The sequence below is a fragment of the Coprococcus sp. AM11-30B genome (assembly GCF_027674365.1).
In the GTDB taxonomy this organism is placed as follows: Bacteria; Bacillota; Clostridia; order Lachnospirales; family Lachnospiraceae; genus Allocoprococcus; species Allocoprococcus comes.
Genome location: NZ_JAQDVB010000004.1, coordinates 179755 through 192814 on the forward strand (window position 1 = coordinate 179755; position 13060 = coordinate 192814).

Annotated in this window: 10 protein-coding genes; 1 reads left to right on the plus strand and 9 read right to left on the minus strand. The window is 40.7% G+C overall.

Features of this window, described 5'->3' with window-relative positions:
• Window positions 1-2 precede the first annotated feature (2 nt).
• The 4 genes from PGU50_RS03785 to gpr all read right to left on the minus strand — a co-directional run bounded on the left by PGU50_RS03785 (window position 3) and on the right by gpr (window position 6732).
• On the minus strand, window positions 3-2243 hold the full coding sequence (locus tag PGU50_RS03785) for a DNA gyrase/topoisomerase IV subunit A (protein WP_008369323.1): 2241 nt from the start codon (window positions 2241-2243) through the stop codon (window positions 3-5).
• An 80-nt stretch (window positions 2244-2323) separates the two neighbouring features.
• Window positions 2324-4243: a DNA gyrase/topoisomerase IV subunit B gene (locus PGU50_RS03790; RefSeq protein WP_022220261.1), complete on the minus strand. Its 1920-nt coding sequence runs from the start codon at window positions 4241-4243 to the stop codon at window positions 2324-2326.
• A gap of 228 nt (window positions 4244-4471) precedes the next feature.
• Window positions 4472-5650 (minus strand): stage II sporulation protein P, encoded by a 1179-nt coding sequence (locus tag PGU50_RS03795; RefSeq protein ID WP_270205947.1) that lies wholly within the window; start codon window positions 5648-5650, stop codon window positions 4472-4474.
• A gap of 119 nt (window positions 5651-5769) precedes the next feature.
• The gene (gpr, locus tag PGU50_RS03800) at window positions 5770-6732 is read right to left on the minus strand and encodes a GPR endopeptidase (RefSeq protein WP_270246141.1); all 963 of its coding nucleotides are present in this window, start codon (window positions 6730-6732) and stop codon (window positions 5770-5772) included.
• Window positions 6733-6925: 193 nt separating this feature from the next.
• Between gpr and rpsT the strand changes: the two genes are divergently transcribed.
• Window positions 6926-7189 (plus strand): 30S ribosomal protein S20, encoded by a 264-nt coding sequence (gene rpsT / locus PGU50_RS03805; protein ID WP_008369333.1) that lies wholly within the window; start codon window positions 6926-6928, stop codon window positions 7187-7189.
• Between the two features lie 149 nt (window positions 7190-7338).
• Here the strand turns inward: rpsT and PGU50_RS03810 are convergent, their stop codons facing one another.
• The 5 genes from PGU50_RS03810 to PGU50_RS03830 form a co-directional block, all read right to left on the minus strand.
• Window positions 7339-7980, minus strand: coding sequence for an orotate phosphoribosyltransferase (locus PGU50_RS03810; protein WP_118217719.1), 642 nt, complete (start codon window positions 7978-7980; stop codon window positions 7339-7341).
• Window positions 7981-8107: 127 nt separating this feature from the next.
• Window positions 8108-9826 carry an ATP-binding cassette domain-containing protein gene (locus PGU50_RS03815; RefSeq protein WP_055247044.1) on the minus strand — a complete coding sequence of 573 codons (1719 nt, stop codon included), beginning with the start codon at window positions 9824-9826 and terminating at the stop codon, window positions 8108-8110.
• Entirely contained in the window at window positions 9816-11507 is a 1692-nt protein-coding gene (locus tag PGU50_RS03820) for an ATP-binding cassette domain-containing protein (RefSeq protein WP_270246142.1), read from the minus strand. The genes PGU50_RS03815 and PGU50_RS03820 overlap by 11 nt, the downstream gene beginning before the upstream one ends.
• Window positions 11508-11516: 9 nt before the next feature.
• On the minus strand, window positions 11517-12479 hold the full coding sequence (locus PGU50_RS03825) for a tetratricopeptide repeat protein (protein ID WP_270246143.1): 963 nt from the start codon (window positions 12477-12479) through the stop codon (window positions 11517-11519).
• Between the two features lie 48 nt (window positions 12480-12527).
• The coding region (locus PGU50_RS03830) for an SPASM domain-containing protein (RefSeq protein ID WP_270246144.1) at window positions 12528-13060 on the minus strand (533 nt) is incomplete at its 5' end.

Consider the following 13060-nt stretch of genomic DNA (forward strand, 5'->3'; position numbering starts at 1 on the left):
ACCTACTTTCTCATTCGTGTTCCTGTTCCATCTCTTTTCGCCCGTTTCAAGCGGTTCAGTGTCACTTCTTTTTCATGGAAGATTACCTTGCTCTCCGTTCCTTCTTCAAACAGATATACCTCTTCTACACTGTCATTTTTCTGTAATTTCATACCGCGCACACCAACTGCACCCTTTTTCTTCTCCGAAACTTCTTCCGCCGGGAAACGGAGCACAAATCCATTCTCCGTCATCAGAACTACATCCTGCACATCCCGGATCGGCCGGATACTTACCAGTGCATCTTCATCCTGCAGTTTCGTTGCCGCGATTGTCCGCTTAGTTACCTGGAATTCACTTCCTGCCACCTTTTTGATCATTCCCTGCTTCGTGACAAACAGGAATTTTGAGAAAAAGAGTTCTCTGTCATCACACAGATATACGATTTCTTCTTTTGTACTGTCAAAATTACTTACATTGTCGATTGGAAATCCTTTGTCCCTGAACTTTCCATAAGGGAGATCCATCACTTTGATCTGATGCATCTTACCATCCGATGTAAAAAGACACAACTTGCCGGTATTCATGCAGCGCAGAATATACTTATTCTCCTTATCTGCCGCTTCCCGGTTACGTTCATAGACAGATCCATCCACCGTCTTTGCATAACCAAAGCGGTCCATCAGAAGGACAACCTCCTGCTCCTGTACTTTATTTTCCTCAAACACAGCTTCTTCTGCATTCTCGATCTTCGTTTTACGCTTCACGGCATATTCTTTTTTCAGCGCATCCAGATCATCAATGATCACCTGCGCCATAGAATCATAATTATTCAGAATATCCTCATATTTTGCAATATTTGCAAGCGTTGTCTCATGCTCCTTCATCAGCGCCTCGATTTCCAGACCGATCAGCTTGTACAGACGCATCTCCAGAATTGCCTGTGCCTGCCGGTCGGTAAACCGGAGCATGGATGCCATCTTCTCAGATCTTTTCGACTTAAACTTGATCTTCTCTGTCGCACCTGTTGTCAAACATTCTTTTGCATCCCTGATGGACGAGCTTCCACGCAGGATCTCAATGATCAGGTCGATCACGTCACACGCCTTGATCAGACCCTCCTGGATTTCTTTTTTATCCTGCTCTTTTTTCAGCAGCGTCTTGTATTTTCTGGTTGCAAGTTCAAACTGGAAATCTACATGATGTTCGATGATACGTTTGAGTCCCAGTACTTCCGGTCTGCCATCGGCTACCGCGAGCATATTGACACCAAAGGTATCCTCCAGTCTGGTCTTTTTATAAAGCATGTTGATCAGGTTGTCCACATCTGCATCACGCTTCACTTCAATTACAATACGGATTCCTTCCTTGGAAGACTGATTGGAAATGTCTACGATGTCACTGGTCTTCTTTGTCTCCACCAGATTGCAGACATCGTTCAGAAATTTACCGATTCCGGCTCCGATCATGGTGTACGGGATTTCGGAAATAACGATCTTCTTCCGTCCGCCTTTTATCTCTTCCACATCTACTTTTCCACGAATCTTGATCTTTCCGGTTCCAGTCTCATAAATTTCTGCCAGATCATCTTTATTGACGACGATCCCGCCTGTCGGGAAATCCGGTCCTTTGATGTACTTCATCAGCTGTTTTGTCGTGATGTCATTGTTCTTCATGTATGCCTTAACCGCATCCACAATCTCGCCCAGGTTATGTGTCGGAATACTGGTTGCCATACCAACTGCGATTCCTTCCGCACCGTTCAGCAGAAGGTTCGGAATTCTTACCGGAAGAACTGCCGGCTCTTTTTCTGTCTCATCAAAATTCGGTACAAAATCAATGATATCTTTGTCCAGATCGGCAAGATATGCCTCCTGTGTGATTTTCGCCAGTCTTGCTTCAGTATAACGCATGGCTGCAGCCCCGTCTCCTTCAATGGAGCCGAAGTTTCCATGACCATCTACCAGGATCATTCCTTTTTTGAATTCCTGTGCCATAACAACCAACGCTTCATAGATCGAGCTGTCTCCATGTGGATGATATTTACCCATGGTATCCCCGACAATACGCGCACATTTACGGTATGGTCTGTCATAACGGATTCCCAGCTCATACATGTCATAGAGTGTTCTTCTCTGTACCGGTTTCAAACCATCCCTGACATCCGGGAGGGCTCTGGAAATGATAACACTCATGGCATAGTCAATATATGATTTTTTCATCAGCTCCGAATATTCCGTCCGGATGATCTGTGACTCTTCCATTTTCTCTTACCTCTTCTAGTTTATGTTTTCTGATGCACAGACTTTCCCCTTTTGAAAATCCATGCTTTTCCGATCTGTTTTTAAATATCCAGTTCTGCCTCTGTCGCATTTTCATAAATAAATGCGCGGCGCGGCGGAACTTCTGTTCCCATCAGCATCTCTGTCACACCGGATGCCATACGTGCATCCTCGATCTCGATCCGTTTCATCATTCGAGTTTCCGGGTTGAGGGTTGTCTCCCAGAGCTGCTCTGCATCCATTTCACCCAGACCTTTGTATCGCTGCAGGGTAAAGTCGGAATGTGTCTTTCTATATCTCTCCAGTGCCTTATCATCGTAAAGGTACTCTTCTTCTCCCTTTTTCGGCATTGCCTTATAAAGCGGCGGCATTGCCACGTAGACATGACCTTCGTATATCAGTTCCGGCATAAACCGGTAGAATAAGGTCAGCAACAGCGTGGAAATATGCGCTCCATCCACATCCGCATCCGCCATGATGATAATCTTGTCATACCGCAGCTTTGTGATATCAAAGTCATTACCGTATCCCTCTGAAAATCCACATCCGAATGCATTGATCATGGTCTTGATCTCGGCATTTGCCAGAACCTTATCGATGCTTGCTTTTTCCACGTTCAGGATCTTTCCACGGATCGGCAGGATTGCCTGATACATTCTGTCGCGGGCAGTCTTTGCGCTTCCTCCCGCAGAATCTCCCTCAACGATGAAGATTTCACATTTGGATGCATCCCTGCTCTCACAGTTAGCAAGCTTACCGTTACTGTCAAAAGAATATTTCTGTCTGGTCAGAAGATTCGTCTTTGCTTTTTCCTCAGTCTTACGGATCTTTGCTGCTTTTTCCGCACAGGAAAGAACCTTTTTCAGTGTCTCCAGATTCCGGTCAAAGAAACGCGGGATCTCATCACTGGTCACCTTTCCGGTCGCTTTTGCCGCATCCTGGTTGTCCAGCTTTGTCTTGGTCTGTCCCTCAAATCTCGGATCCGGGTGCTTGATCGATACGATCGCCGTCATTCCGTTCCGTACATCCGCACCGGTAAAGTTGGCATCCTTATCCTTTAACACACCAATTTCACGGGCATACTGGTTCATGATCGTCGTAAATGTCGTCTTGAACCCGGTCAGATGGGTTCCCCCTTCCGCATTATAAATATTGTTGCAGAAACCTAGTACATTTTCATGAAATTCATTCACATACTGGAATGCAACTTCCACTTCGATACCTTCTGCTTCTCCTTTATAGTAAACCGGATCGTGGATCACTTCTTTTTTGGAATTCAGATCCTTGATAAATCCAATGATCCCATCTGGTTCATGATACTCGATCCTCTCTTCCTGTGTCTTTCTTTTATCTGTAAATATAATCGTCAGTTCCGGATTCAGGTAGGCTGTCTCATGCAGTCGGCTCTTGATCTCTTCCTCTTTAAATCTCGTCTTCTCGAAAATTGTCGGATCTGGAAGAAAATTGACACAGGTTCCGGTCTTTTTGGTCTTTCCGATCACCGGAAGAAGCCCATCCTCCAGTTCTACCACCGGAATTCCTCTCTCATAACGGTCGTGGTGGACCGCACCGTCACGGCTGATCTTTACATCCATATAAGTAGATAGTGCATTAACAACCGAAGAACCTACTCCGTGCAGACCACCACTTGTCTTGTATGCCGAATCATCGAACTTACCTCCCGCATGTAGGGTGGTATATACGATTCTGGCCGCCGATACTCCTTTTGCATGCATACCTACCGGCACACCGCGTCCATTATCTGTTACCGTTGCAGAACCATCCTTTTCCAGTGTCACCTCTATCTGTGAACAAAATCCTGCCAGATGCTCATCTACCGCATTATCTACAATTTCGTACACCAGGTGATTAAGCCCCTTGGTACTGACGCTTCCAATATACATTCCCGGTCTTTTCCGGACGGCTTCAAGTCCTTCCAGAATGGTAATACTCTCCGCGTCATATGTAGTCTTTTTTGCCATTTTCTTTCTCTCCTCTTATGATCTATCCTAAAATATCCAGGTAAAATCCTGCGGCAGCAGCCTCCTTACAATTTCCCGGATTCCCTGATCTGTTTCTTCAATTCAGTAAGAAAAATTCTATCTCAATTTCAATCCTCTTGTCAAGCCAAATTGACCCTCCCTGCCATTATAACATATTTTATATCATTAAACTTCTGTAGTTTCCATTCTGTCATAAGAATACTCCCTCTATCGTCCGGTCAGCACACTATTTAAAAGGTCTGCCAGCACCTCCATGGCATTTCGCATTTCCTCTACCGTGTTGGTCTGCGCGCCCGCCTCAATAAGAAGCATCCGCGGCATCAGATCCATATTGTATTTATAGCCGCGAAGATAGTTTCTCCTTGCAAATCCCGGATATTTTGTTTCTGCCGCAATCTTCATCTGCAGGGAAAATGCAAGATTATCCTGCAAATATGGATTGGCCATTCCGACAAGGTCTCCGTTTACCCGTGTCCGGCTCAGTCCGTTAAAAAACATGATCTGTGCCGTCGGTTTCCCATTTATCTCTGTCACCAGATGCGTAGTATCCGCCACTCCGTCTCTATGCAGATCGATCACCACTTCGATACTCGGATTTTCCGCAAGGATCTGTTCCACCTCAGGTTTGGCAAATTCATAGGCCTCGCTCCGGTCCAGTTTCCCATTGATCAGATCATATACACCCTCATGATGCATGGTCGGAATCTTGTATTTGTTATTTAAAATCTCCGTCAGATAACGCCCGATCCCTACAATTGAGGTGGACGGATCATTGTCCGAATCTGCGAATGTCTCCTGGGAATGGGTGTGATAGATCAGGATTTTCGAACCGCCCGTACTCAGATCGATCCTCAAATCCTTTCCAAGCAGCTCCGAAGCGTTCAACTCCGAAGGATTGATATAAGTCACGCTATCCACCGTATAAAAATTGCTCACAAGATATTCAAAATCATTTAGCCGCTCCATCGAAAGATCCATCGTCGGTACGGACGCCTGCCTTGTCTCTTCACTTTTATCTTTCCCGATAAGCTGTCCATTTTCATCCACCGAATTCTCTTCTTCTGCCTGCTTTTTTGCAAGAATCGCATAGGTAGCCTCATCTTCTGTCAGAAGCTCTGCCGCCTCCCGTTCAGTCACATAATTGCCAAGAGGAATCAGAGCAGATGCCATGTGGACAACAGCCTCCGTCACCCGGATTTCCCCTTGTTTTTTTTCCGTATATGTAACTCCCGGCATATAAAGCCGCTCCGCATTCTCCTGAACGCTCTGGATCATCCTAATCTTCCAGGACTTCGGGATCAGTGAACCGCTGCTTTTTGCTTCCAGTCCCCAGATTCCCAAAATCATAATGGCAAGAAGCACACAAATTCTCTGTTCTTTTTTCATCTGCGCGCCTCCCTGCCAGTTTCTGAAGATCGCTGTAGCAAAACCATATCTTTCCAGACTGGATCCTGCCCCGGACCTTTTGTGTCATATTGACATAATATATGCAGCTCACTGCCTGATTATGTCGCTGAAGCTGCAAAAAGCATATTCAGTGCCTCCGAAATCGTATAACTGATTCGCCTGACGGTCTCATCAATATCTTTTGGTGTTACAAACATTCCATTTAAATGTGGCGCGATCAGTTCTTTGATCAGCTCATATTTTTCTGCCGGACTGTATCCTTTGATCACACTTGCCATGCCTTTTAAAGATTCAGATACTTCCACTGCACTGAGCAGATTATCCATCGTATCGCCTACAATGGTTGCCGCATCCACTACAGTCGGCACACCGATTGCAATCACCGGGATCCCGACTGTCTTTTCCGTGATTGCATTTCGGTGATTTCCCACCCCGGATCCCGGATTGATTCCCGTATCCGCAATCTGGATCGTCCGGTTCAGCCTTTTTGAATTTCTCGCTGCCAACGCATCGATCACCAGAAGGATATCCGGTTTTGTCTCTGCCACCACCCCCCGGATCACCTCCACAGTCTCCATTCCGGTCTGCCCCATAACCCCCGGCACGATCGCGCTGACCGACCAGACCTCATCTTCCCCTACCGCATACTTTCCGTACTCCTCAATGATATGCCTTGTGATATGCAGGTTGTCTACCACATAAGGACCAAGTGCATCCGGTGTCACCTGCCGGTTGCCAAGACCGACCACCAGGATCTTTTCCATCTTTCTTTTAGGAAGCAGTTCTCCAATGAATTTCCGGAGCTGCTGTGAAATCTCCTCATGATATCCTTCATCGGGAACTGCCATTTCCGGTGCCTCGATCGTGATATAGCTGCCAACCGGTTTCCCCATCACTTTTGCTCCGTTTTCGGTCTCAATCCTCACGGTCGTGATGCGGATCTCATTTTCCTCATCATACTCTTCCGTCAAGATCACACCCTGGACCTCAACATGATCAGATTCAAACCGTTCCTTCTCTTCCAGCGCCAGATCCGTCCTGATATTATACTTTTCAACCATAGTCCTCTCCCATTTCTGTATTTTCTGTCTTATTCACTTAGTTTTTCGCAAAAAATTGGAATTATGTATTGACAAGCAATCTTTCTTCGCCTAAAATAAATAAGTGTGTTCGACGGATGTTCCGTGTCACTTTTCGTCGAATTCAATATTATGATTATATAATTTATGAAATGATAATTTGGAGGTGTCGGAAATGGCTAATATTAAATCCGCAAAAAAGAGAATTTTAGTAACTGAGACAAAGACAGCTAGAAATAAAGCAATCAAATCTAAAGTGAAAACTTATGTAAAGAAAGTTGAAACTGCTGTTGAAAAGAAAGACGTTGAAGCTGCAAAGGTTGCATTAAAAGAAGCAATCTCTGTAATCAACAAAGCAGGAAGCAAGGGTGTTTACCACAAAAATACTTGTGCAAGAAAGATCTCTCGTTTAACAAAAGCTGTTAACGAAATTGCTTAATTCCGGTTTCGAGATAAATAATGAATGATAAAAAGGCAGCCATCCCGTCAGTGGCTGTCTTTTTTGTTTTCATAAATCTTTCAAAAAAGAGTCTGTACTGAAATGCTGCTTGTATTCGGTACAGACTTTTTTTGTCTTCTGATTTTCTCTTATAATTTAGAATAACCGTAGCTGTTCACGATAGCTTCGATCCGCTGTCCTTCTCTGCACTTCGGGCAATCTTCCGGAGAATATGCTCTGTAATGTGGAAGGTCACTGCTTGTGAAGATCGTATTGACTTCCATTCCTGCAATCTTGTTGACTGAACTGAAAATTGCGCTGATTCCGCAGACTCTTCCGCCGTAGTACAGAATGGACTCGATTGCCTGTTTGACAGATTTACCGGTTGTGATGGACGCTGCAAGGATCAGAACCTGTTTGTTCTCAACCATTCTCTGTTTGTTGTCACGGAACAGGATCTGTCCATCCTGATACATCTCCGGGGTAATAATGGAAATGTTGTTTCCTTTGCTGAGTGAGTACTGGTTCTCATCGGCAAGCTGCTCGGCAAGGAAGGTTCCGATCACTTCTGTCTCTTCCATGCAAACGATGGTATCTACCGTTGTGTTAGAAAGGTAAGCTGCTGCAAGAACTTTTGCAGTTTCACGGGCGTTGTTGTGACGGGATTTGACCGTTGACATGTCGATGTAGGTGTTGATGTGGGAATGACTTGTTGCAAAGTGTCCTTTTAAAATTTTAATTCGCGCCTTTGGGTTTTTAGCGGAGCGAAGGTCTTCCAGTCTTTCATCCATTTCTAGTTCCTCCTTTAAGTTGTTTTGGTGGTTTTGACTGGTTTTAGTATAGCACAGAGGGATAGATTGTGCAATATGTATATTTCGTGAGGTTTTGAAAAGGAAACAAGTTAAAAATTTTTCTAATCTATTCTCCGTACCAACTTAGTTGTGCATTCCATAGTTTTTGATAAAGTGAATCTGAATTTGCTAACAATTCTTCATGTTTTCCCTGCTCTGCTATTGTACCATGATCCAGCACCAGTACACGGTCAGCCATTTTTGCAATACTAAGACGATGTGAAATAATGATAAGCGTACTGTCATTTCCTATACGTCTGAAAATAAGATCATTTAATTCTTTTTCATATAGCGGATCAATGGCTGATGTAGGTTCGTCCAATAAAAAGAAAGTCCCTCCGTGGTAAAATGCTCTCGCCATCGCCAATTTCTGCCATTGCCCTCCCGACAAATCTACTTTTCCAAACTCCCGTCCAAGAATTTCATTTTTTGCAATCTGACTGAGGTTTAGTTCTGTAAGAAGCTCTTCTGCAAGTACTGGATTTTTTAATTCCAATTCCTGGGGAGCAAGATTTTCCAGCAACGTTAATGCATATTGCTGATATTCCTGAAACATAACAGAAGGTGTATCAGCGAGAACACCTTCATTTTTCCCTTCTGTAACTACCAGTAATCCTGCCAGTAATTTAGAAAGCGTTGTTTTCCCAGCACCATTCACCCCCACTATAGCGATTTTCTCTCCGGCATGTATTGTAAAATTCAAATCATGAAGCACCGGTTCTTTTCCCGTCGGGTACGTAAATCCTGCATGATGGAATGCAATTTTACCCGTTGATGCGATTCTTTGTGTTTCGTTCTCTGTATCCAGAAACAGGAAAAATGGTTTTACCATTAGACAAAACTGCGAAAAAGCTCCCAAGTCTGAAAACAACTGTGCATACTGATTCTGAAGCTGAAATGTTGCAGAAACTGCTACCATGAACGCTGGATAATCAATTTTTCTCTGGAAAAACAAATAGCCGGCCAGTACATAGACACCTGCTGTTGCAGCAACATTTAAAAACATCAAAAAAGTACGAATCTTTAACACCTGCATTTCCACTTCATATTCTTTTTCACGCAGTTTTCTGGAAGAAGTTTTCCATTTCTGAATAAGAAAATCACTGCTTTCATATACAATCCGCTCTTTTGTGTAACGGATATCAGTTGTACATTCTTTTCGGTCCTTTTCTTCTTTTGCAAGAGCCGCTAATTGTGTACGCCTGCGACTTTTTAAAATTGCTTCACTGACATTTCCAAAAAGTGCTGGAATGGCAGCCAGTACAATAAGAAGAAAAAAAGACGAATGGATAATAGATGCATATCCAGAAAGAAGAACAATTGACAGCACCGCACCAGATAAAGTAATCACGCATTCGACTACCCGATATACATTGATACTTGCAACTTTCGCTTCCCATAGTCTGTTATAGAAGGACGGCATCTCATAATAACGCATCGCAATTTTTCCACATTTTTCATGAAGTATCAATTTTGTTTTCTTCTCAAATTCCAGCAATCCTCCGAACTGAACAATCACACGCTCATAGTAAATGGTGTAGCTTTTCATCAGAAACAAATACGCTCCATAGAGCAAAACCGGAAGAAGCAATGTTAATACCTGATAGTCTGACAATACAGACTTTTCGGCAAGCTGATAGATTCGGCGACTGATCTGAATACCAAATACTGGAAGTACAGCCAGAAATAGGTGGACGAATATCATCCCTGCAAAATGTTTTGGCATCATTTCTGCACCCAGTTTGAGACATTTCGCCACAACCGTATGCTTACAGTTAAATTTCATCCACATACATCTCCTTCTGTGTTTGATAAAGTTTTCGATAAACTCCATTTTTGCGCATCAGTTCTTCATGACACCCATGCTCTACCAACTGACCATGATCCAATACAAGAATTTCATCCATCTGACTGACAGCGCCGAGACGGTGCGTGATAAATAACGTTGTCTTTTCTTGAAATATATGTTCACTCAATCTATATACTTCCCGTTCAGAAATAGGATCAAGACTGGCTGTCGGTTCATCCAAAAGAATGAAATCTGCCTCCGAAAGAAAAGCTCTGGCAATTGCCAGTCTTTGCAATTGTCCTTTTGAAAGTAATGTTCCTTCTTCTGTCAAAAGTGTAAGTGGTGTGTCAAGCCCCTGCTTCAGATTTGAACATTCTAGCATGTCCAGTACCTCTGACACTCTGGCATTCGAAAGATTCGAATCATTTCCCATCAAAAGATATTCCCTTACAGTTACCGGATAAACCTGAAAATCCTGAAATAGCGCTGTCTTTTTCTCAGTTCCATCATAGATTCTGCCATTTGTCGGTTTATAAAGATCAAGCAACAGTTTTGCAAGTGTCGTCTTTCCAGCCCCATTTACTCCAACAAGACCATAGTGTTTTCCCTTTTCAAAAGTAAAGCAGATCCCTTTCAAAGTATCTTCATTATTTTCATAATAACGAAACTGTAAATTGTCCAAAGACAATACATTTTCTCTGGGTGATTCTGCCCTGAAGTTATTCGCTGACCCTTTTTCCAAAAAATCATTTTCTACAAATCGGATTAATTCTGTGCGAAGACCATGAAACTCCCAAATTGGAAATACGCTTTCTGCACACCGTGAAAGTTCCTCTAGCATTCTTGCAATGGTTTCCGTGATTGCGGTATAAGTTCCGAGTGTAATCGACTCCATTGTATTCGGCAAAGCAAAATAAAACATTACAAAAACTGTAATTCCTATCAAAATACTCTCGAGCAATATTTGTCCACGAAACCGAGTATGACCACTCTTTCGATTTATCCTGGCAGCCTGATCAAATTCTTTTGAAAATCGTTCATCCATAGCCTTCGATGTGTCATAAATCCGGCGCTCATAAGCATATTCCCGTTTAATTTGTAAATCAGAAAGATAATTAAACCGACGTGCTGTCTCCATATATCGTTTCCAAAAACCAAAGGTATTTTTTGTTGTCCGTAAATTAATCACAAAAGCAACTAAAACGAGTATGCTCATAACAAGTATTGCGAAAAATGAAGTATTTCTCATAAACCAGACTAAAACGATAGAAGACAAAACAAGTCTGAGCCAACTGACTAATGCATCCGTATATTCCAATGATTTTTCAAAATATGAATCGGATCGTTTTATTATTTCCTGTATATTTTGCTGTTCTAAAAATTGAAGAGAAAGTTTTTGACAGACATGCATAATCTTTTCCGGCATTACGTCTTTATATTGTTTTGTAATCCATATTTTCGCAGCCTGTTTAAATATATGTAAGATGTTTTCTAGTAAAAACAATATAATGATCCAAATAAAATCCATTATAATAATTTTAGAAGAAGCATCATATACAATATGGTCAATTAAAAAAAGCTTTAAAAATATCTCAGACAAAACAACAAGATGTATTATTGTCTGTACAAATACCATTGTAAAATAAATACTTTTATTGTACTTTTTTTCGTTTCTCATTTCATCGTCCTAACAATCAATTCCTAATAAGATTTCCCTTTCCACCTCATTTTTTATATCATATAAGAGACTTCCATAAATTTCTTCAGCTTTCGAAATAGTTTGTTCATAAATAAGTTTTAAGAAATTATCTTTTCCACCTTGTTCCAACAACTTAGTGCAAAATTTGCAAGCAATAAAATTAGAATAATTTCTATCATAACTATCATAATTATTCCATATTTCAAAAATATCTATGTCATGCTTATTTAACATATAATGATTATTATATTTTACACTATTAAAACATTCAGCAACTCCTTCATTTATAAATTTTGTTTTACTTTTAATTCTCCCTTTTAAATAGAAACAAACAACATGTGTAAGTTCATGTCCGCACTCTTCCCATATATATACATGAACAGAACCGAGTGGAGGATTTGCATAGCTCAAAGCTCCATTTAATTCATCTCTATGAGAGGAATATACAAAAACATCTATTTTCTTAGGCAATATAACTCCAAAAAATTTTATTATTATTTGATATTTATAAGTGTACGCATCCATAAATTTTTTTTGTCTTAAAGCATCAATATCATCAACAAAGTAAAATCTCAAACAATCATTTTCATAAAATTTTTTCACTTTATCAGATAAATGTAATAATATATCCCATTTTTTACTTTCTCCTGAAAATTCCCCTTTCATATTTGATGCAATTGCTAAATTACTTTTTGCCAAATCATATTTTCCCATTGAAAAAAATCCAAGTGCAAGATAAGTAATCCCCCTCGAAGTATCAAATGGATATTCTGTATTATTTTGTTTTAATATTTCCATAAGAATCTTAACTGCTTCTTTTATATATCCTAATTCGAACAATACCAAACCTAAAATATAAAAATTTTGATTATTTTTCTCTAAAACAATTTGCTCAAATGAATCTAAAATTAATGAATATTTTTTTTCGTTATACCATTTGGCGATTTCCATAAATAATGCTCTCACTCCTACAATTATATTTCCATTATTAAAAAATATTTAATCATAAAAATATGAAAGAGATGTCATATCAAACGGTGTACATGCTCGTTTTCCATATACACTTTTATGTAAAATGCAGCCTCCAAAACAATCTGGAAGTCTTTTACATTTTACACAAGTCTCTTCATCAAAACAATCCGCTGCGGAATACCACTCAAGCATTCTTTTTGCATCAATTATCATATCACCGTTTTCATTAATGTAGCCTATTTTACCATTTTCAAGTGACATAGTATTAATACATTTCCAAATTCCTAAATCAGGTGTAATATAGAACACTTTTTCATCACAACACGCTTCACAAGATCGATTATAATATCTATTATTAGATAGTTTATAACCTAAAGATGCCGCAGTATCATAAAATTCTTTCAATTCATCAATTGTATTTTTATTTTTATTTGAATAAGTTTCCGTATTATAAACGACTCGAATTGATACAATGATATATTTCCTTAGTTCTTTTTTTATTTTCAATAAAGTTTCCTTAAGTTCCATAACGCTGTTATTATTTAAATTAATTCTTAAAT

Bases quoted from the DNA above. Each gene is read 5' to 3' on its own strand.
- PGU50_RS03825 (WP_270246143.1), bottom strand. From the start codon at position 12,479: ATGGAAATCGCCAAATGGTATAACGAAAAAAAATATTCATTAATTTTA.
- rpsT (WP_008369333.1), top strand. From the start codon at position 6,926: ATGGCTAATATTAAATCCGCAAAAAAGAGAATTTTAGTAACTGAGACA.
- gpr (WP_270246141.1), bottom strand. From the start codon at position 6,732: ATGGTTGAAAAGTATAATATCAGGACGGATCTGGCGCTGGAAGAGAAG.
- PGU50_RS03810 (WP_118217719.1), bottom strand. From the start codon at position 7,980: ATGGATGAAAGACTGGAAGACCTTCGCTCCGCTAAAAACCCAAAGGCG.
- PGU50_RS03785 (WP_008369323.1), bottom strand. From the start codon at position 2,243: ATGGAAGAGTCACAGATCATCCGGACGGAATATTCGGAGCTGATGAAA.
- PGU50_RS03790 (WP_022220261.1), bottom strand. From the start codon at position 4,243: ATGGCAAAAAAGACTACATATGACGCGGAGAGTATTACCATTCTGGAA.
- PGU50_RS03795 (WP_270205947.1), bottom strand. From the start codon at position 5,650: ATGAAAAAAGAACAGAGAATTTGTGTGCTTCTTGCCATTATGATTTTG.
- PGU50_RS03820 (WP_270246142.1), bottom strand. From the start codon at position 11,507: ATGAGAAACGAAAAAAAGTACAATAAAAGTATTTATTTTACAATGGTA.
- PGU50_RS03815 (WP_055247044.1), bottom strand. From the start codon at position 9,826: ATGAAATTTAACTGTAAGCATACGGTTGTGGCGAAATGTCTCAAACTG.